Here is an 18,486-nt window from a genome sequence, read left to right on the forward strand (position 1 = left end):
TATAGCGCGAATGAAAAAGGCCCCGCCGTTATGACGGAGCCTTGAATTGAGTCTAGTTGCGGACCGAAGGTCCTTCGACGCTGAGGCCGTTGCCGCGCGAGGCGACATAAAGCTCGAGCGCCACGAATTCCGGGCTGCCGGGCGAGAAGGTGTGTGCCCGGGTGTCGCGGATGCAGCCCTTGAATCGGGACTGCACGGCGTTCAGCTTGGTGTTCTTCAAACGGTAGGTCGGAAAGCCGTTGATCTGACCCTGGCTGAGATGGTCCGCGCGGATCATGTTGCCCCAGTTGTCCTCGTGGCAGTTGGCGCAGCTGAGTTCTAGCTGGCCGAACCGGGTATAGTAGATCTCCTTGCCCTTTTCCCAGGTGGACTGGGCGGGACCGTCGATGGCCACGTTCACGGGCATGCCGCGCGACACCGACGCCAGAAGGGCTGACATGTTGGTCATGTCGCCGCCGGCATATTTCCACGGCTCGGCGCCCATACGGTTCTCGCGGCAGTCGTTGACCTGCATCTCGATCGTGCGGACTTCGCCGGCATCCTCGTTCCACTTGGGATAGACCGCCTTGACGCCAGCCATGCTGTCGACCTCGTTGTGGCACGACGCGCAGGACTTGCCCTCGGACCCTTCCGCGGTGTTCCAGACCTCGGCGGCCTGTTCCACCCAGAGCATCGCCGGGTTGTCGAAATCGTCCGCTTGCACCGCCTGCGTTTCGTCCGAGCGGAACCGCCAGCCCGAATAGATCGTGTCGATGGCATCCATATGATCGGGCGCATCGGTCTTGGTGACCATCTCGATATCGCCGTTGACGACCAGTTCGTCATCGTCGGGCCCGGCATAGGCAGCCAGCGCGAACACGCTGGCGGCTGCTGCCATGATCAAACGTCCACCCGTTACAGTCGTTCTTGTCATGTTATCCTCCCTGACGCCGGGGCGCCTTATCCGACCGTAACCGTCTTGGTCTCTTCGTAGACGGACCCGTCATCGTCGTACCAGGTGAACTTGAAGTCACCGGTTTCGGGCACGGTCGCCTCGAACTCGAAGAAGGGGTTGGTCGAGATCGCCGGCTCCATCGCCACGTCGATCACGTTCTCGCCGTTGAAGTCGACAACGAAGCGGTTGATGATCGAGCGCGGGATGGTGTTGCCGTCATCATCCTTGCGCTGACCGCTTTCCATCTGGTGGCTGATTAGCGTCTTGATGGTGATCGTATCACCGGCGCTTGCCTTGCTCGGGACCTTGACGCGGGGTTTTACACCTTCGGCCATGTTCTAATCTCCTTGTCCTCTACTCAGCCGCCGCAGCCGCCGATGGTGACTTTGACGTTTGCCGATGCCTGCTTGAACGAGCCATCTTCCATCTGGGCGACGGCGATGACGTTCTGCGTGCCGGCAAGGCGGATACGGGTCGACGCGAATTGCGACGCGGCCAGCGGGCCGAACTTGAACGTCGCCACGGGCGGCGTCGGGTTGCCATCGGCGAAGATCGAGATCGCCACCGCACCCGGGGCGCTGACCTCGATCGGCACGGTGTTGCCGTTCTCGGCGATTTCAGGCGCGGTCAGTTCGACACCACCCTCGCCCACATCGGCGCCGCCGGTGAACTTCGCGATTGCGTCTTCGGTGGCCGACGCGAAGGCCGGCAGCGCGCCGAAGGCCGTCACGGCTGCGCCTGCGGTGCCAAGCACCAGCATCTTTCGGCGATTCAGTTCCATCTTGTCCTCCAGAATCTGAGTTATTCGTATTTGAGCGTCATCAGGTAGGCGACGACGTCTTCGATTTGCTGGCCGGTCAGCAGCGGCTCGACCTCACCTTCGTGCGCTTCGCCGGTATAGGCGTCGCCCAGGCGCGTGAAGCCATCGACCTTGTAGAAGGCCGGCATCATCGTGCCCTCGAACATGACCTTGGCGTTGGCCACGATACCGCGGATCTCGGCCTCGCTCCAGCGGTCGGCGACACCATCGAGCGGCGGGCCGATTTCGCCGTGAAACTGAAGATGCGACTGATCAGAGATCATGTGGCAGGCGATGCAGTTGCCCGCCCCCTTGTTCATCAGCACGGCGCCCGCCTCGGGGTCACCGGGCTGGCCGGTCAGCGAAGTTTCAACCGCACCATCGACGTATTCGACGTCTTGCGGTGCGATGGTTTCCGCAGCCGCAACGGTCGCGAATAGCGCGGCCGCGGATACAAAAGCAGTTAGACGTGTCATGTGCCCTCCCGTATGACAGTTACTGTATACTTGCACACACAAAAGCGATTCACGCAACAACAAATTCAATTAAGCGAATTTTTAAATTTGTTTGCGTTCGTAGAAAATGAGGCGGATCACCTTGCTTGTGCAGCGTAAATTCATTCGGCCAACTTGCGCGCAAGGTATTTCTGAAACGGCTCGTCACCTTCATAGCCCTTTTCGACGACCCAGCGCAGCAGGTTCAGCGTGGTTCCCTTCTCGAACGCGCCGGGCATGGTGACAACCGCCAGCTCGTCGGCAGGCAGCTCGCCTTCGGATTCCTCCGGGAAGAACATCATCGTCGGCGTGAACATGGCGTTCCAGCGGCGCACGGCATCTTTCTCGGCCATCGCCTCGCCGTCGAAATCGGTCACTTCGACATCGCCGAACATGTTGATCTGCACCACGAAATAGTTCTCCTCGATGAACTGCTCGATCTCGGGGACGACGAACACTTCCTCGTGCATCTTGGTGCAGTAGATGCAACCGCGCTGTTCGATCAGGACAAGCAGTCGCTTGCCCTCGGCGGTGGCCTCTTCGAGGTCGTCGCCAAGATCCTTGAAGGTGTCGCGCATCCACGGGGCCTTGTGCAGGCCGTCGTCACCCAACTCCGCCGCGAAGACCGGCAGCGCGATCAGCGTGGCTATTATGAAAGCTAAAATTCTGGTCATCTGACTGTGTCCTGTGATTTATCCGATTGTGCTGAACCAGGGGACATTTTCAAGCATCCACTGGGCGATGATGTTCACCGAGTTGGTCGCGATCAGGACGCCGAACAGGATAAGCAGCGCGCCCATGATCTTTTCGACAAGGCCGAGGTGGCGGCGGAACCGCGCCATGAACCGCATGAATGGCCCGATGAACAGCGCCGCCGCGATGAAGGGCAGCGTCATGCCGAGGCCGTAGACGAAAAGAAGCGTGGCGCCCTGCGCCGTGGAGTCCTGCCCCGCCGCCGTGAACAGGATCGCCGCCAGCACCGGCCCGACGCAGGGCGTCCAGCCGAAAGCGAAGGCAAGGCCGATCACGAAGGCGCCAGCAAGGCCGACATTGCTGGTATCGCCGGCATCCGCCCGGAACTGGCGGTAGAGGATGCCGATGCGAACCACGCCGAGGAAATGCAGGCCCATCGCGATGATGATCGCCGCGGCGACCCAGCGCAGGATGTCGAAATACTCCTGCACCAGCTGGCCGAAGGCGGTGGCGGAGGCCCCCAGCCCGACGAAGACGGTGATCACGCCAAGCGCGAAGAAACACGCCGCGAGGAAGGCGCGCACGCGGACCCCGCGCGAGATCTCGGCCTCTGCCGTGATCTGGTTCATGCCCACACCGGCAAGGTAACTGAGGTAGAACGGCACGATCGGCAGGATGCAGGGCGACAGGAAGGACAACAGCCCCGCGATCAATGCCCCGTAGATCGTTACGTCAAACATGCCTTCACCCGTTGCATTCTCTTGAAATATTCGAATATTAGATTATGATCGGTTTTAGCAAGCCGTCAATCGGAGTTTCACGTGGCAGCGATCAGAGCATTCCTGCTCGTTTTCCTGACCTGGCTTCCCGCGCCCATGCTGGCAGAGACCTATCTGCTCATGGCCGAGGAAGACGGGTGTTATTGGTGTGCCCAGTGGAACGAGGAGGTTTCGGCGAAATATCCGAAGACCCCCGAAGGACAAGCCGCGCCACTGCGCCGCTATGATCTTTACAGCGAATCGCCGGACGTGGAATTCGACCGGCGCGTCCGCTTCACGCCGACCTTCATCCTGGTCCGGGACGGAGCCGAACTGGGCCGGATCGAAGGATACCCCGGAGAAGATTTCTTCTGGGGTCTGCTTGGCATGATGCTGGAAGAGGCGCGCATCGACCCCGACAAAACAGGCTGAAGAACCCCATGACACTCGATCCCCAGAATTCTTCCGACGCATCAGAGCCCGAAACGCGGTTGCCGGTGCTCGACGCCGACATGCGCGCCGAGGACATGGAAAAGATGATGAAAAACGCCCAGCGCGCGTCGAACTTCCTGAAGGCGATCAGCCACGAGGGGCGGCTGATGATCCTGTGCCATCTTGCCTCTGGCGAGAAGTCGGTGACGGAACTGGAAGACCTGCTGTCGGCCCGCCAGGCGGCGGTGTCGCAGCAGCTGACACGCCTGCGACTGGAGGGTCTGGTGACCCCGCGGCGAGATGGCAAGGCAATCTACTATAGCTTGACAGACGACAGGCCGCGGCAAATCATGGAGGTCGTCTATGACCTCTTTTGCAGGGAAGACTGACCGGGATTGAGGAGAGGTTCCGGTCGTTTAACGGGAACCAAAATGCTGGACGTTCTGGGCGAAGCCAATAGCGCAGCCTTGATCGGGCTGTTGGGTGGCCTGGCCTTGGGGCTGGCCGCGCGGCTGGGGAGATTCTGCACGCTCGGCGCGATCGAGGACGTGCTCTATTCCTCGGATGATCGTCGGATCCGCATGTGGGGCATCGCAATCGGCGTGGCCATCATGGGCACGCATTTCGCCATGGCCGGCGGCTTGATGGACGGAACCGCCACCGCGTATCTCGATAGGGTCTGGAACCCTTTGGGCACCATCGTCGGCGGGCTGATGTTCGGCTATGGCATGGCGCTGTCGGGCAATTGCGGCTACGGCGCGCTGGCGCGGCTGGGGGGTGGCGACCTGCGCTCTTTCGTGATCGTGATCGTGATGGGGCTGTCGGCCTACCTGGTGATGTCCGGCCCGCTGGCCCATTTCCGCGTCTGGCTTTTCACTGTCGAGGAAGGTGCGACATCGCCCCAGGGGTTCAGCCAGTTGGCGCAGGTACATTTGGGCATCGGCCCCGCGCTGACCGGTCTTCTTCTGGGCGGGACCATCCTGGTATTTTCCCTCGCCAGCGCCCGGATGCTGCGCTCGCTGAATATGGTGTTCTGGGCCGCCGTGGTGGGCATGGCCATCGTGCTTGGCTGGGTCGGCACCTACTGGGTGGCCATGACGGGGTTCGAAGCCGAACCGATCGAGACCCATTCCTTTGCCGCGCCCATCGGAGACACGATCTATTACGCGATGACCGCCTCGGGCAACAGCCTATCGTTCAGCGTGGGGTCCGTGCTGGGCGTCGTGATCGGGGCCTTCATCGGGTCCTGCTTCAAGGGGCATTTCCGCTGGGAAGCCTGCGAGGACCCGCGCGAATTGAAGCGGCAGATCTTCGGTGCGGCGTTGATGGGGCCGGGTGCGATTTTGGCGGTGGGGTGCAGCATCGGACAGGGGGTTTCGGCCTTCTCGGTGCTGGCCTTTTCCGCGCCGGTGGCGTTTCTCGCGATCTTCGCCGGGGCGGCGCTGGGGCTGAAACAGCTGATCACCGGGTTCGCGCCGGCGGAATAACCAAGCCGGCGGAACAACCAAGCCGGCGGAACAACCAAGCCGGCGGACAAAAAAAGGCCGCGCCGGGATGGCGCGGCCTTGATTGATTGCGACAGGACGGTCTCAGCCCAGCACGTTTTTCACGACCTTGCCCAGCTTGGTGGCCACTTCGTCTGCCTCTTCGCGGGTCATGCAGAAGGGCGGCGCAAAGCCAAGGATATCGCCCTGCGGCATGGCGCGTGAAATCACGCCTTCCTTGACCAGTTCACCGGCCAGCCGTGCGCCGACCTTCTCGGAGGCGTCGAAGAACACGCGGTCATCGCGGTCCTTGACGAACTCGACAGCACAGAGAAGGCCCTCGCCGCGCACTTCGCCAACGTGAACGTGGTCGCCCACGGCCTCGGTCAGCGCCTTCTTGAAGTAGGCCCCAACCTCGCCGGCGTTTTGCACGAGCTTCAGGTCGTCGATCAGCTTGAGGTTGGCGACACCGGCGGCGGCCCCGATCGGGTGCGCCGAGTAGGTCCAGCCGTGGCCGATGGGGCCGTTCTCATCCGTGCCTTGTTCCAGCACTTTCCAGACCTTGTCGGACACGATGGACCCGGACAGGGGCGCATAAGCCGAGGTCAGGCCCTTGGCGATGGTGATGATGTCGGGCTTGATGCCGTAATGATCGGAGCCCATCATGCTGCCCAGGCGGCCAAAGCCGGTGACGACCTCGTCGGCGATCAGCAGGATGTCGTGCTTGGCCAGCACTTCCTGGATCGCGGCCCAGTAGCCTGCCGGCGGCGGCACGAGGCCCCCGGTACCCAGCGCGGGCTCGCCGATGAAGGCGCCGATGGTGTCGGCCCCCTCGCGTTCGATCAGCGCCTCCAGCTCGGCCACGCAATGAGCGACGAACTGTTCCTCGGTCTGGTTCACATCGGCGCGGCGATAGTAATAGGGCGCCTCGGTGTGCAGCACCTGCGCCAGCGGCAGGTCGAACTTCTGGTGAAAGAGGTGCAGCCCGGTCAGCGAGCCGGTCATCAGGCCCGAGCCGTGATAGCCGCGCCAGCGCGAGATGATCTTTTTCTTCTGCGGAAGCCCACGGATGTTGTTGTAGTACCAGACCAGCTTGATGTTGGTCTCGTTGGCGTCCGAGCCCGACAGGCCGAAATAGACTTTCGACATGTGGTCCGGCGCGCGGTCCAGCACCATCTTGGCGAGCGTGATCGCCGCCTCGGTGCCGTGGCCGACATAGGCGTGGTAATAGGCCAGCTCGCGGGCCTGTTCGGCGATGGCGTCGGCAATCTCGGGCCGGCCATAGCCGACGTTCACGCAGTAAAGCCCCGCAAAAGCGTCGAGCAGACGGTTGCCGTCGCGGTCCTCGATATGACAGCCGGAGCCACCGGTCACGATGCGCTGCGGCGCCTCACCCCGGGCGAATTCCGCCAGGTGGGTCGAGGGATGGAAAAAGTTCTCGCGGTCCCACTGGTCAAGTTGATCGTTCTTCAGCATTCGTACTCTCCTTAGCCCCAATCGCGGCAGACGTATTTGATTTCCATGAACTCTTCCATGCCCTTTCGGGCGCCCTCGCGGCCAAGGCCGGATTGCTTGACCCCGCCGAACGGGATCGGCGCGCCGGTGACCTTGGTGCGGTTGACCGCGACCATGCCGAACTGCAGCGCACGGCTCAGCCGGTAGATGCGGCGCGGGTCGTGGGCGTGGACGTAAGCCACAAGGCCGTATTCAGTGTCGTTGGCACGGCGGATGGCTTCGTCCTCGGTCTCGAACGGCGTGATCGGCGCGACGGGCCCAAAGGTTTCCTCGCGCATGATCTCGGCCTCGTCCGGAACATCGGTCAGCACGGTCGCGTCGTAGAACAGCCGCCCGAGCGGATTACGCTTGCCGCCGCAGGCCAGTTTCGCGCCTTTTTCCAAGGCGTCGGCGACATGCGCCTCCTGCTTGGCGACGGCGCCTTCGTTCATCAGCGGGCCGAGATCGCAGTCATCCATGCCGACGCCAATCGTCAGCGCCTGTGTCGCGTTGGTGAAACGCGTGCAGAATTCATCGTAGATGCCGCGCTGGACATAGATGCGGTTCGCGCCCAGGCAGTCCTGACCGGACGTGGCGAACTTGGCCTTGATGGTCTCGGCGACGGCATGATCGAGGTCGCAATCGTCGAACACGATCACCGGGGCATGTCCGCCCAGTTCCATCACCAGCTTCTTCACGGTTTCCGCCGACGCGCGGTAGAGCAGCCGCCCGACCTCGGTCGAGCCGGTGAAGGACAGGGCCCGCACCCGCGAGTCGTCGGTCCATGGCGGCACCACGGTCGAGGCGCGGCCCGTGACGACGTTGAATACCCCCGGCGCGACGCCCGCGCGTTCGGCCAATTCGGCCAGTGCCAGCGCCGAGAACGGTGTTTCATGGCTGGGGTGCGCAACGATGGTGCAGCCGGCGGCAAGGGCCGCGGCGGCCTTGCGCGTCAGCATGGCCGAGGGGAAGTTCCACGGCGTGATCAGCGCCACGACGCCCACGGGTTCAAGCCACAGTTCGACCTCGGCGGTGTTCAGATGGCTGGTGACGCCCTCGATGTTGGGGCGCTTTGCCTCTTCAGCGTAGAATTCGACGAAGGACGCGGCGTAGTCGATCTCGCCCCGCGCCTCGGACAGGGGTTTGCCCTGTTCGGCGACCATCAGCTTGGCGAGGTCCTCTCGGTTCTCGATGATCAGGTCGAACCACCGGCGCAGGATCGCGGAGCGGTCCTGTGGCAGCATGGACGACCACTTCGGAAAGGCGTGCTGGGCGACGGTGACGGCCTCGGCGCTTTCATCGGCAGAAAGGCTGGCAACCTCGCCAACGACCGCGCCATCGGCGGGATCTGTCACGGTCAGGGTGCTGCCATCGGCGGCGGCGACCCATTTGCCACCAACATAGGAAAAGTTGCGCACGAGGCGCAGGTCTTCGATCAGGCGCAAAGACGTGTCGGGCATTGTGTCCTCCTTTGACTTGCGGAGGTTTTATATGGTTTGGGCAATGGGTGAGCCTGAATGAACCTGCCGTGGAAGTGGATTTTTCTGCAAATTGCAGCAGGCACAGAAGAATCTACTGCGCACCCAGAATCACGTCGATGGGCGGGGCGGTCAGGCCCTTGACCGGCTTGGTCACGACATAGCTGAAATACCGCGCCATCCCGATCCGGTCGTTGAGCATCTGGTCGACAAGCCGCTGATAGGCATTGATGTCGGGGGTCACGATCTGCATCAGGTAATCATAGCCGCCGCCGATGCCCCAGCAGGCGACGATCTGCGGATACTGCTGCACGGCATCCTCGAAAATGCGGAATGTCGCGGCGGTATGATCGGTCAGCTCCACGGCCACGAAGACCGTTACGTGCGGGCCGATTTTCCGCAAAGCGATCTCGGCGCGGTAGCCGCTTATCAGACCCGCCTTTTCCAGCCGCTTCAGTCTTTCCCAGCACGGCGAGGCCGACAAGCCCACACGCTCGGCAAGCGCGGCTTTCGTGATCCGTCCGTCCTCGGTCAGGACCTTGAGGATCTCGATATCGCGCGCGTCCAGCCGTGTCATGGTCGGGTCAGGTCCGAATACGCGTGCCCGCATCGGGCAGTGCCGCGCGGACGTGACTGGCGATAGCGGTATCCTGCGCCCCGGTGCCGGTGAGATCGCAGATGGTGATGTCCTGCGCCGACTGTCGGCCCCGGGCCTTGCCGGCAATGATGTCTCCCAGCTCCGGCGGGGTGGCGCCCGTCAGAACCCCCGCGGCCCGGGCGGCTTCCAGCTCGCCGCTGGTTTCACATTGGCTGACCCGATCACAGGCGTAAAGGTCCGCGGCCGCGATGGCCTGCGGGTCGATCTCGTTCTTGCCTTCCTGGTCCGAGCCCATGGCGGTGATGTGAAGACCGGGATGAAGCCAGTCGGCCATCAGCACCGGGGATCGCGCTGGCGTGGTGGTGACGACAAGCTGGCTGTCGGCCACCAGCGCGGCGGGATCGGTGACGGCCTCAGCCTCGATTTCCAGTGCCGCGGCAAGATCCTCGGCACAGGCGGCGGCCTTGTCGGCGTCTCGCCCGTGCACGAGCACACGCTTGAAAGGACGGACCAGATGTGCGGCCTGCATCTGAAGCCGCGCTTGCACGCCGGTTCCGATGACGCCTGCTGTCTCAATCGTGTCCGGGGCGAGGTGCCACGCGGCCACCGCACCCGCGGCCGCCGTGCGGATGTCGGTCAGATAGCCGTTGTCCAGGTAGACCGCTTCGACCAGGCCCGTCTTGGCTGAAAACAGGATCATCAGGCCGTTAAGGCTGGCAAGACCCAGTGCCGGGTTGTCGAAAAAGCCGGGGCTGACCTTGATGGCGAAACCGTCGAAGCCGGGGATATACGCGGTTTTCACGTCGACTTCGGCGTTGACCTGCGGCAGGTCCATGGAAAGGATTGGCGGCATCACGACATCGCCGCCCGCCAGCGCGGCGAAGGCGCGTTCGATGACATCGACCATGTCCACGTCAAGCCGGATCGCCGCGCGCAATTCGGCCTCGGTCACGATCTGGATTTCATGTGACATAGGTGTTCCCTTTCACCAGCGTGTCGCCAAGCTGAATGTCCTCACCGGCCATGATTCGGTGAAACATTCCCATATCGAGGTTGCGGCCCGTGATAATCGTACCGATCGGCCCCGGCATCTCTGGTAATTTGCCAGCCAGAAGCGCGGCGATTCCGACAACGCACGCCCCTTCCGCCACGATCCGGTCCTCGTAGAACAGCACCTGCATGGCGTGATAGATCTCTTCCTCGGTCACCAGCACGGTGTCATCGAGGTAATCGCGGCACAGGGCGAAAGACAGCTTGTTGTTCATCCCGATCCCGCCTCCAAGGCTATCCGCGAGGCTTGCGACCTCTTCGACCTCGACAGGCCGACCCTCGGCAATGGAAGCATGCATGGCGGCGCCTCGATCCATGCTGACGCCGATGACCTTGATCTGCGGGTTGATCGTTTTTGCCGCGACGGCAACGCCCGCCGCCAACCCGCCGCCTGACAATGGCACAAGGATCGTGCCCAGATCGGGACGCGCCTGCAACATTTCCAGCCCGATGGTCCCCTGCCCTGCGATGACATGCGGATCGTCGAAGGGTGAAATTTCCACCAGACCCTCGGCCTCGACCAGCCTCAGACTTTCGGCCAAGGCGTCGTCCTGGCTTTTACCGCAGGTCCGCACCTCGGCGCCCAGGGCCTTTATGCCGTCCACCTTGGCCTGCGGCACCAGGTTCGACATGCAGACCACGGCGCGCAGTCCGCGGTGCGCGGCGGCATAGGCCACGCCGCGCCCGTGGTTCCCGGTCGAACAGCACGTGACGCCTTCAACATCCTCCGGCAGGTTCATCACCGCGTTCACCGCGCCGCGCAGCTTGAACGCGCCGATAGGCTGCATGTTCTCGAGCTTCATCAGGAATTCCGCGCCCGACTTCTGCGTCATGAAGGGGGACGGCACGAACGGGGTGTTGTCGGCAATTCCCGCAATCGTCCGTCGCGCGGCAAGGATGTTGGACAACGCAAATGCCAAGTGGAAACTCCTCTGGCTGTTAGCTTTGCAGACCCGGAAGTGCTGAGACCCGGTCCCTTTTGGAACAAGATGCGGGATGCGATGGGTCAAACGCAACCGGAATGCGCCGCGGCGCGGTCAGTGGGGCGGATTCCCTGGGCGATTACACGCTTTCGGTTGGTGCCGGCCCGAGCACGGGTGACGGACAGACCGATCGGTTTGAACCGGACAAACGCCTTTGGCTTTGCGACCAGAAAGGCCATTGGCTTGCAGCTCAGGTTGGGTCCGTAAAAGACACGTCACCGTCCTGGCTGGCTGAACCCGGCCCAAAAACAAGACCGCCCCGGTGACATACATCACGGGGCGGTCCAGTTGCCTTCAGTTCGGGAAAGTCAGGCGGCCGCCTTGCGCCGGTTTTCCGCCAGCCGGGTATCAATGATCTCGGCGGTCTCGTCGGCTTCTGCCATTGGCTGCCCCATCTGGTCCGCAATCAGCTTGACCAGCAGATCCACGCGCTCGATCTCCTCGGCACCGCTTTCGATGGCACGCGCGGCGGAGGATGGCTTCAAGAGGCCGTTCGCGGCATTCGCATATTTTTCGAAGGGAACCTGATCCTCTTCGTCTGCCCCAAGCGCCGTGACAAGGTCGCATACCTTTTTGTAGATCGACTGCGACTCCAGGAGGTCGCCGTGCACGGCTTCCTTGATGGGACGCGCGCCGTCGCGCTGAACGCAACGGTAGTTGCCGGTCAGAAGCATGGCCCATTTCGCGAACGGCACGAACAGCGAGTCGAACAGCCGAAGCTTGACGGGCACATCTTTACCATCCACGCGCACCGCTTCGATCTTCTCCTCCAACTCGCGCACGATGGCGGTATGCGCCGGGTCTTCGAAAGGTGCAGCCTTGAAGTTGGTGGGCAGACCGACGTGCAGCACGTTGGGGCCCTCCTCGGGCGGGCGGAACGCCTGCGGGTCGGGGCTGCAAAGCGAGACGAGGCCCGGCTTGAAACCCTCCCACGGCTCAATGCTGTTGAATGCTGGCCGCAGCGCGTCGGCATCCAGCTTTTCGATGCGCTTCAGATACGGCAGCGGCGGCATGTTCATGATCGACATGCAGGGCCGCTCGGCCGCCGCAATCCGCTTCATCAGCTTCGAGATCTCGTCGTTGCCGTATTGCGGTTCGGACATGGCGAGGGCCACGAGGTCATAGTCTTCGGGGATCACGTCGCCGGGTGCCTTTGCATCCAGCGTGCCGGGCAGGTCGCCGGATTTGAACGCGCGGTGCTCGTCTTCGTCGCGAAGTTTGATGCGCACTTCGGTGCCGTGCTCGTTGATGATGTCGGCCGTCGCCTGGCGACAGACCAGCGTGACGTCCTGGCCGGCCATCAGCAGTTTCGTGCCCAGCAGCGAGCCGTAGGATGCGCCCAGAATAAGAACCTTGCGAGCCATGATGCGATCTCCTTGTTATTCACTGCGCAACATAATTGCGTGAACAGATTCTTCTACAAAATTCGTGTAAATGTGTTATTGATAATACTTACACTCCACTATTCTGTAATTTTGTAAAGTTAACCCCATGTCGAAGACTTTCATCGGACCAAAGCTGCGCCAGATGCGCATCGCTCGCGATATGACCCAAGCAGAAGTCGCCGAGCGTATCGGGATCAGCCCGGCCTATGTTAACCTCTTGGAAAATAACCAGAGAAGCCTCTCGGTCAAAATGCTTCTGGCCATTTCCGAGACGTTCGAAGTGGACGTCAAGGAACTGACAAAAGACGATAGCGCCCATATGCTGGCCGACCTGCGCAACGCCTTCGGCGACACCACGCTGGAAGGCGATCCGCCGGACGTGCAGGAGCTGCGCAGCGCGATCGACCGCGCCCCTGCGCTTGTCGATCATTTCCTGCAACTGCACCGGGCGCATCGCGCTGCGCTGAGACTTATCATGCGCGGCGGGATGGATGGCCGGGACGAACAGATGCTGAACGCCTCGCCCGAAAACGCGATCCACGATTTTTTTCGCAAGAACAGCAATTATTTCGCCGTGCTCGAGGTGGCCGCCGAAAATGCCCGGCGCGAGATTCCGGTCGCGCCCGAATCGCTCTTTGTGGACATGCGCGCGGGGCTCAGGAAACACCACGGTGTGTCCGCCGAGGTCCGGCCGCTGGAAGAAATGGGCGAATCGCTTCGGATCTACGACGAGAAGAGTCGCACGCTGCATCTGTCGCAAGCGCTCAATACAGAGAACCGCGCATTCCAGATGGCGCATGTGCTGGCTTTCCTGACAGAGGGCCGGATGATTGCCAAGATGGCCCGGAACGCCCAGGCCGACCCCGAACGGGTCCAGCCCCGGCTTGAGGTCGAACTTGGCAATTATTTCGCCGCCGCGTTCCTGATGCCCTACGAGCCGTTCCTGAAGACCGCCGAGGAGACGGGCTATGACATCGACCGCATCGCGCTGGCCTTCGGCGTGACGTTCGAGCAGGTCTGCCACCGCCTGACGACAATGCAGCGCGACAAGGCGCAGGGGATACCGTTCTTCCTGTTGCGGCTGGACCGTGCGGGCAACGTGACCAAGCGGTTCAATGCGACGTCGTTCGATCTGGCGGAATATGGCGGGGCCTGCCCGGTGTGGAACGTGCACGCCGCCTTTTCGGTGCCCGGCGTGATCTTTCCGCAATTCGTCGAGATGCCGGACGGGCAGCAGTTCTTCTCGATCAGCCGGACGGTCCACCGGCCCGTGTTCAGCGCGGAAACCCAGGATCGGCGCCTGACGCTGACGCTGGGATGCGAGGCCCGGCACGCGCACCGCCTCCGCTATGCCGCCAGCTTCAAGATCGACGATCCGACGCTTTATCAGCCGATCGGCATCAACTGTCAGCTTTGTCCGCGCCAGGCCTGTTCGCAGCGCGCGCACCAACCGTTGTTCATCAACCTGCCGATCGACGCCAACCGGCGCGGCTCCACCCGCTACGAAAGCTGACGGCGTAAAAAAGCCTGCCCCCCGGGAGATCAGGGGGCAGGCGTTGGGCGTCGCGGTAAGCTGCGTGGCCCGTATCAGGCCTGGCTTTCCGCCGCCTTCTTGCGCTTGCGCATGATGCGCTGCACGACCGGGAACAAGACCAGCGCCAGTGCAAGGCAGATGCAGACCAGCGAGATCGGGCGGGTGATGAACGTGGTCGCGTCACCCTGAGCCGAGATCAGCGACTGGCGCAGCGACCGTTCGGCCAAGGGCCCCAGAACGATGGCCAGAACCGCCGGCGCCACCGGGTAGTTCAACTTCCGCATCAGGTAGCCCACCACGCCGATGATCAGCATGATCCAGGTGTCGAACATCCGGTCGGTCGTGGCGAAGACCCCCAGCACGCAGAGCGTGAAGATGATCGGCGTCAGCAGGGTGAACGGCATCGCAAGAACCCGGATGAAGATCGGGATAAGCGCGATGTTCAGGATCACCGTCACCGCGTTGGCCACGTACATCGAGCCGATCAGGCCCCAGACGAAATCCGGGCTCTCGGTGAACAACAGCGGGCCGGGGCGCAAGCCCCAGATGATCATGCCGCCCAGCAGGATCGCCGTGGTGGGCGAGCCGGGAATGCCCAGCGTGATCATCGGCAGCATCGAGCCCGTCGAGGCCGCGTTGTTCGCCGATTCAGGCGCGGCCACACCGGCCACGTTACCCTTGCCGAAGCTGTCGGGATCCTTCGAGAAGGTCTTGCTGAGACCATAGGACATCAGCGCCGCAGGGGTGGCCCCCGCCGCGGGCAGCGTGCCCACGAAGAAGCCGAGGAACGAGCCGACCCAGGTCGAGTTGATGTATTCCCGGATCTGCTTGAAGTTGGCCTTCATCCGCGACATCGAGATCTTGACGTTGTGCATCTGGACCTTGCCGCTGGTGGATTCCAGCGTCCAAAGCATCTCGCCCACACCGTAGATGCCGATCGCCAGCACGAGGAAGCCGATGCCGCGCTGGAATTCGACCATGTCGAAGAAGATCAGGCGCGGGCTGCCCGAGATGATGTCGAAGCCGACCGCGGCCAGCACGAGGCCCAGAAGGATCGAGAAGATCGTCTTGGGTATGTCGTCCCCGCCCAGCCCGATGAAGGTGGCGAAGGCCAACAGCATCAGCGCGAACTCCTCCTGTGGTCCGAACTTCAGCGCGAAGGCAGCCAGAGGCGGCGCGAAAAGCGTGAAGAGGACGATCGAGACCGTGCCGCCGATGAACGACGCGATGGCCGCGGCCATGAGCGCCTGGTCGGCCTTGCCGGCCTGGGCCATAGGTCGCCCATCGAACACCGTCGCCACGGCCGTCGAGGCCCCTGGAATGCCCAGGGTGATCGAACTGATCGCCCCCCCGTACATCGCCCCGTAATAGAGCGCGGCAAGGAAGATGATCGCCGTCGTCGGCGGCACCAGGAAGGTGATGGGCAGCAGGATCGCCACCCCGTTGACCGAGCCGAGGCCCGGCATACAGCCCACGAACAGCCCCGCAAGGCAGCCCGCGAAAATCATCATCAGGTTCAGGGGCTGAAACGCCTCAAGAAGGCCTGCTGTCAATGATACAAGTATCGTTTCCATTTGTCGTCAGACCTCTCAGTAGAACCATTCGTAGCGGAAGTTGTCGATCCAGAGGAAACCGTCCTCGAAGATCGGCAGACCCTTCGGCAAATACTTCGTCAGGGCCACCTCGAAGAGCAGGTAGACGAAGATCGGTGTGCCGATTGCGAATGCCAGGGTCATTGGCCAGGAATGCCGCCCCATGAAGCGCACGAAGAAGAGCATAAAGACGATCAGCGCCAGGTAGGTGCCGATGAACGTCATCATGATCAGCAGTGCCAGGATCGACCCCGCCGAGATCGACACGAGGAAAATCGTGTCTTTCGAGATGTAGGGATCGGTGCTGCGCGACTCGGGCGTCTTTTTCTGCGCCCACCGCACGAGTGTGGCGACGGAAGCCAAGGCCATCCCCGCCGACAACCAGAACGGCCACATGCCTGCACCGGGACCTCTGCCCCTGACCCAGCCGATACTGAGGTCGTCTGTGTATACGTTTAGCATCAGGCCGAGCGACACTATCAGTGTCGTGATGGCCATCAGAAGTTCCGCTGTCCGGACCGTCATTCTCTTTGGCTCCGTATAAATCGTTTGCGATCTTTCGAGGGGGCGTGTCCCTGCCGGACGAATCTGCCCGCGCCCGGATCGTCAGGCATCCAGGTGCAGGGCCCGGTACATCCGGACCCCGCTGTTTTCAGGACTGTCTTATTCGCCGGTGATGGACGCGGCGCCGACCTTTTCGATCAGCTTCTCGTGCGCGACCTTCTGGTTCGCGTGGAACGTGGCAAGGTCCTCGCCTTTCATCATCGTCTCGCAGGTCAAACCATCGGACTTGCAGAACGCCTGCCATTCCTCGCTGTCGAACAGCTCCTGGAACAGGTTCACGTACCATTCCACCGCTTCCGGATCCATGTCCGGCGGGCCGTTGACCGAGCGCTGCATGTAGTACTCGATCTCCACGCCCAGCTCCTTGGCCGTCGGCACGTCCGGGAAGGCAGCCATCCGCTCGGCCGAGAACTGCACGAGCGGCTTGGTGTTGCCCGCGCGCCAGAACTCCATCTGCTCGGCGGGGTTGTTCACCGTGCTGTCGATCTGGTTGCCCACGAGGTTCTTGGCCACCGTGCCACCGCCCGGGAACGGGATGTAGGTCACGTCATAGCCGAACTCGGCTTCCATCATCGCGGTCAGAACGCTGTCTTCCTGGCCCGACCCGGTGCCGCCGACTTTCCAGTCCTTGCCCGCTTCGGACACGGCCGCGTTGAAGCTGTCGAGATCGGTGATGTCCTCGCGGTCGGTGTTGACCCACAGCAGGAACGTGTCCATCGCCATCAGGCCGATCGGCGTGAACTCGGTCACGTCGATGCCCAGGTCCTCCTGGATGATCGGCGTGGTGTAGAAGCTGTTCAGCGTCATCATGACGGTGTGGTTGTCGCCCGTCTTGTCCTGCATGTAGCGCAGCGCCTCGGCGCCCGACCCGCCCGGCTTGTTGATCGGGATGAACGGCCGCGGGCTCAGGTCCTTCTTCTGGATCAGGCCTTGCAGCAGGCGTGCGATCTGGTCCGCGCCACCGCCGGTGCCGGCCATGATGATGAACTCGACCGGTTTTTTCGGCTGCCATTCCGCCAGCGCCGCCGGCGCCGTCAATGCCAGAGCCGATGCACTCGCAACGAGTAGTTTAAACGTATTCATGGTTATCCTCCCTATGGTCTCCATGTGTGTCGAGGCTGGTGCGCGCTGTTTCTTGATATGGTTGGCGCCTGCCCCATTCTTGGTACTGCAGTCAGTCTTCGCCTGTCCTCCCTTCTCTCCTCAATGAACCATGACGACGGGAAAATCCGCCTCGGCGACAACGACTTGCGAGTTGCCACCGAACAGGGATTCCCGTTCGTAACTGTCGTGATAGGCGCCGATGATCAGCATGCCGGCGCCCGCCGCGCGGGTTTCCGACAGAAGCTGCCGGCCCACGTTGCGCCCCTCCGCCTTGAACATCCGGATCTCGGACGCAACGCCGCGCAGTTCGAGATAGCGCTGCAACTGATCCGCCCCGGGATGTTCGTCCTTGGGGCTGTCACCGGTGTGCAGGATCGTGACCTTCTTGGCGCTGGAAATCAGCGGCATCGCCATGGCCACGGCCCGCGTCGCCTCGAGCGACCCGTTCCAGCCGATGGCCACGTGATCCGCGAAATCCGCGTCCGACACGTCGTTATCGGGGCACATCATCACCGGGCGACCCGACGAAAACAGCGCCGATTTCAGCGTGTTGACCCCGAGGTTCATCTCCTGGTCCGGCTTGGCCACGCAGACAATGTCGCACAGGCGACCGTATCTTTGCACCGCATCGACCTGTTTGCCCTCGTATTCGATGAACCGCGTCGTCGGCTTGTCCATCTCGTGATCAGCGATCTCGAGCCCGAGTTTCTTGGCTTGCTTCTCGAACTCACCGTAGAGCTGGTCGCGGGTCACGTCGGCATTGGCATGCGCCGCATCCTCGATCTGGCGGCGCAGCATGGTCGGGATCACGACGCCGTACGGCATCATGTCCTCGGTTTTCGGATGACAATGCACCACGCGGACCCGGGCACCGAAGCGCCGCGCCAGGGCGGCGGCGTGGGCAAAGACGTTGTCGCCTTTGCCGTCGCCCCGCACCGGAAGCATGATGCTGTGGATGGAGTCGTAAGCCATGGCTTAGAACAATCCTTCGATTTCGCCCTGGTCGTTCAGGCGGATGGATTCGGACGCGGGACGGCTGGGCAGGCCCGGCATGGTCATGATCTCGCCGCAGACGACGACGACGAAGCCCGCGCCGGCCGACAGGCGCAC

The 18,486-nt window shown here is 62.5% G+C and carries 21 protein-coding genes; 4 read left to right on the forward strand and 17 right to left on the reverse strand.

From position 1 onward, the window contains the following. Window positions 1–52: 52 nt before the first annotated feature. The 6 genes from soxA to RBB18_RS12605 all read right to left on the reverse strand — a co-directional run bounded on the left by soxA (window position 53) and on the right by RBB18_RS12605 (window position 3,660). Entirely contained in the window at window positions 53–877 is an 825-nt protein-coding gene (gene soxA, locus RBB18_RS12580) for a sulfur oxidation c-type cytochrome SoxA (RefSeq protein WP_103761945.1), read from the reverse strand. 62 nt (window positions 878–939) lie between these two features. Beyond that, complete coding sequence (gene soxZ, locus RBB18_RS12585; protein ID WP_103761944.1) at window positions 940–1,269, reverse strand: thiosulfate oxidation carrier complex protein SoxZ; 330 nt, start codon at window positions 1,267–1,269, stop codon at window positions 940–942. A 23-nt stretch (window positions 1,270–1,292) separates the two neighbouring features. Further along, on the reverse strand, window positions 1,293–1,715 hold the full coding sequence (gene soxY, locus RBB18_RS12590; RefSeq protein ID WP_103761943.1) for a thiosulfate oxidation carrier protein SoxY: 423 nt from the start codon (window positions 1,713–1,715) through the stop codon (window positions 1,293–1,295). A 20-nt stretch (window positions 1,716–1,735) separates the two neighbouring features. Further along, window positions 1,736–2,209 (reverse strand): sulfur oxidation c-type cytochrome SoxX, encoded by a 474-nt coding sequence (gene soxX / locus RBB18_RS12595; RefSeq protein WP_306111052.1) that lies wholly within the window; start codon window positions 2,207–2,209, stop codon window positions 1,736–1,738. 140 nt (window positions 2,210–2,349) lie between these two features. After that, the gene (locus RBB18_RS12600; protein ID WP_274594482.1) at window positions 2,350–2,901 is read right to left on the reverse strand and encodes a thioredoxin family protein; all 552 of its coding nucleotides are present in this window, start codon (window positions 2,899–2,901) and stop codon (window positions 2,350–2,352) included. Between the two features lie 18 nt (window positions 2,902–2,919). Beyond that, window positions 2,920–3,660 carry a cytochrome c biogenesis CcdA family protein gene (locus RBB18_RS12605; protein WP_306111053.1) on the reverse strand — a complete coding sequence of 247 codons (741 nt, stop codon included), beginning with the start codon at window positions 3,658–3,660 and terminating at the stop codon, window positions 2,920–2,922. A gap of 135 nt (window positions 3,661–3,795) precedes the next feature. Between RBB18_RS12605 and RBB18_RS12610 the strand changes: the two genes are divergently transcribed. From RBB18_RS12610 to RBB18_RS12620, 3 genes are read left to right on the forward strand one after another with little or no spacing between them, the layout of a single operon-like run. Next, entirely contained in the window at window positions 3,796–4,110 is a 315-nt protein-coding gene (locus tag RBB18_RS12610; RefSeq protein WP_103762464.1) for a hypothetical protein, read from the forward strand. An 8-nt stretch (window positions 4,111–4,118) separates the two neighbouring features. Continuing rightward, window positions 4,119–4,499 (forward strand): ArsR/SmtB family transcription factor, encoded by a 381-nt coding sequence (locus RBB18_RS12615; protein ID WP_371931646.1) that lies wholly within the window; start codon window positions 4,119–4,121, stop codon window positions 4,497–4,499. 42 nt (window positions 4,500–4,541) lie between these two features. After that, window positions 4,542–5,597 (forward strand): YeeE/YedE family protein, encoded by a 1,056-nt coding sequence (locus RBB18_RS12620; RefSeq protein WP_103761939.1) that lies wholly within the window; start codon window positions 4,542–4,544, stop codon window positions 5,595–5,597. A 102-nt stretch (window positions 5,598–5,699) separates the two neighbouring features. On the opposite strand, the gene RBB18_RS12625 is transcribed toward RBB18_RS12620, so the two are convergent. The 6 genes from RBB18_RS12625 to RBB18_RS12650 form a co-directional block, all read right to left on the reverse strand. Beyond that, the gene (locus RBB18_RS12625; protein ID WP_103761938.1) at window positions 5,700–7,070 is read right to left on the reverse strand and encodes an aspartate aminotransferase family protein; all 1,371 of its coding nucleotides are present in this window, start codon (window positions 7,068–7,070) and stop codon (window positions 5,700–5,702) included. An 11-nt stretch (window positions 7,071–7,081) separates the two neighbouring features. Further along, window positions 7,082–8,548, reverse strand: a complete 1,467-nt coding sequence (locus RBB18_RS12630; protein WP_103761937.1) for an NAD-dependent succinate-semialdehyde dehydrogenase — start codon at window positions 8,546–8,548, stop codon at window positions 7,082–7,084. 112 nt (window positions 8,549–8,660) lie between these two features. Beyond that, entirely contained in the window at window positions 8,661–9,143 is a 483-nt protein-coding gene (locus RBB18_RS12635; RefSeq protein WP_274594485.1) for an Lrp/AsnC family transcriptional regulator, read from the reverse strand. Window positions 9,144–9,150: 7 nt separating this feature from the next. After that, window positions 9,151–10,137, reverse strand: coding sequence for a cyclodeaminase (locus RBB18_RS12640; RefSeq protein ID WP_306111054.1), 987 nt, complete (start codon window positions 10,135–10,137; stop codon window positions 9,151–9,153). Beyond that, on the reverse strand, window positions 10,127–11,134 hold the full coding sequence (gene eutB / locus RBB18_RS12645; RefSeq protein WP_103761934.1) for a hydroxyectoine utilization dehydratase EutB: 1,008 nt from the start codon (window positions 11,132–11,134) through the stop codon (window positions 10,127–10,129). The genes RBB18_RS12640 and eutB overlap by 11 nt, the downstream gene beginning before the upstream one ends. A gap of 371 nt (window positions 11,135–11,505) precedes the next feature. After that, on the reverse strand, window positions 11,506–12,561 hold the full coding sequence (locus RBB18_RS12650; RefSeq protein WP_103761933.1) for a ketopantoate reductase family protein: 1,056 nt from the start codon (window positions 12,559–12,561) through the stop codon (window positions 11,506–11,508). Between the two features lie 127 nt (window positions 12,562–12,688). On the opposite strand from RBB18_RS12650, the gene RBB18_RS12655 reads away from it, so the two are divergent. Next, entirely contained in the window at window positions 12,689–14,095 is a 1,407-nt protein-coding gene (locus tag RBB18_RS12655; protein ID WP_274594488.1) for a short-chain fatty acyl-CoA regulator family protein, read from the forward strand. A gap of 74 nt (window positions 14,096–14,169) precedes the next feature. Here the strand turns inward: RBB18_RS12655 and RBB18_RS12660 are convergent, their stop codons facing one another. The 5 genes from RBB18_RS12660 to RBB18_RS12680 all read right to left on the reverse strand — a co-directional run. Then, window positions 14,170–15,627: a tripartite tricarboxylate transporter permease gene (locus RBB18_RS12660; RefSeq protein ID WP_371931647.1), complete on the reverse strand. Its 1,458-nt coding sequence runs from the start codon at window positions 15,625–15,627 to the stop codon at window positions 14,170–14,172. A 78-nt stretch (window positions 15,628–15,705) separates the two neighbouring features. Next, a complete protein-coding gene (locus RBB18_RS12665) occupies window positions 15,706–16,233 on the reverse strand; it encodes a tripartite tricarboxylate transporter TctB family protein (protein ID WP_103761930.1) in 528 nt (175 codons plus the stop codon). 138 nt (window positions 16,234–16,371) lie between these two features. Continuing rightward, complete coding sequence (locus RBB18_RS12670) at window positions 16,372–17,355, reverse strand: tripartite tricarboxylate transporter substrate binding protein (protein WP_103761929.1); 984 nt, start codon at window positions 17,353–17,355, stop codon at window positions 16,372–16,374. Between the two features lie 120 nt (window positions 17,356–17,475). Continuing rightward, window positions 17,476–18,348: a universal stress protein gene (locus tag RBB18_RS12675; protein WP_103761928.1), complete on the reverse strand. Its 873-nt coding sequence runs from the start codon at window positions 18,346–18,348 to the stop codon at window positions 17,476–17,478. Window positions 18,349–18,351: 3 nt separating this feature from the next. Then, window positions 18,352–18,486: formate--tetrahydrofolate ligase (locus tag RBB18_RS12680; protein WP_306111058.1), on the reverse strand; the 135-nt coding region annotated here is incomplete at its 5' end.

Source organism: Roseovarius sp. MMSF_3298, assembly GCF_030733705.1.
Classification (GTDB): Bacteria; Pseudomonadota; Alphaproteobacteria; order Rhodobacterales; family Rhodobacteraceae; genus Roseovarius; species Roseovarius confluentis.

Coding starts and splice junctions, on each gene's coding strand:
- soxX (WP_306111052.1), bottom strand. CDS start 2,209: ATGACACGTCTAACTGCTTTTGTATCCGCGGCCGCGCTATTCGCGACC.
- RBB18_RS12630 (WP_103761937.1), bottom strand. CDS start 8,548: ATGCCCGACACGTCTTTGCGCCTGATCGAAGACCTGCGCCTCGTGCGC.
- RBB18_RS12670 (WP_103761929.1), bottom strand. CDS start 17,355: ATGAATACGTTTAAACTACTCGTTGCGAGTGCATCGGCTCTGGCATTG.
- RBB18_RS12665 (WP_103761930.1), bottom strand. CDS start 16,233: ATGACGGTCCGGACAGCGGAACTTCTGATGGCCATCACGACACTGATA.
- soxA (WP_103761945.1), bottom strand. CDS start 877: ATGGCAGCAGCCGCCAGCGTGTTCGCGCTGGCTGCCTATGCCGGGCCC.
- RBB18_RS12600 (WP_274594482.1), bottom strand. CDS start 2,901: ATGACCAGAATTTTAGCTTTCATAATAGCCACGCTGATCGCGCTGCCG.
- RBB18_RS12650 (WP_103761933.1), bottom strand. CDS start 12,561: ATGGCTCGCAAGGTTCTTATTCTGGGCGCATCCTACGGCTCGCTGCTG.
- RBB18_RS12615 (WP_371931646.1), top strand. CDS start 4,119: ATGACACTCGATCCCCAGAATTCTTCCGACGCATCAGAGCCCGAAACG.
- soxZ (WP_103761944.1), bottom strand. CDS start 1,269: ATGGCCGAAGGTGTAAAACCCCGCGTCAAGGTCCCGAGCAAGGCAAGC.
- RBB18_RS12660 (WP_371931647.1), bottom strand. CDS start 15,627: ATGATGATTTTCGCGGGCTGCCTTGCGGGGCTGTTCGTGGGCTGTATG.
- RBB18_RS12635 (WP_274594485.1), bottom strand. CDS start 9,143: ATGACACGGCTGGACGCGCGCGATATCGAGATCCTCAAGGTCCTGACC.
- RBB18_RS12625 (WP_103761938.1), bottom strand. CDS start 7,070: ATGCTGAAGAACGATCAACTTGACCAGTGGGACCGCGAGAACTTTTTC.
- soxY (WP_103761943.1), bottom strand. CDS start 1,715: ATGGAACTGAATCGCCGAAAGATGCTGGTGCTTGGCACCGCAGGCGCA.
- RBB18_RS12675 (WP_103761928.1), bottom strand. CDS start 18,348: ATGGCTTACGACTCCATCCACAGCATCATGCTTCCGGTGCGGGGCGAC.
- RBB18_RS12620 (WP_103761939.1), top strand. CDS start 4,542: ATGCTGGACGTTCTGGGCGAAGCCAATAGCGCAGCCTTGATCGGGCTG.
- RBB18_RS12655 (WP_274594488.1), top strand. CDS start 12,689: ATGTCGAAGACTTTCATCGGACCAAAGCTGCGCCAGATGCGCATCGCT.
- RBB18_RS12605 (WP_306111053.1), bottom strand. CDS start 3,660: ATGTTTGACGTAACGATCTACGGGGCATTGATCGCGGGGCTGTTGTCC.
- RBB18_RS12640 (WP_306111054.1), bottom strand. CDS start 10,137: ATGTCACATGAAATCCAGATCGTGACCGAGGCCGAATTGCGCGCGGCG.
- RBB18_RS12610 (WP_103762464.1), top strand. CDS start 3,796: ATGCTGGCAGAGACCTATCTGCTCATGGCCGAGGAAGACGGGTGTTAT.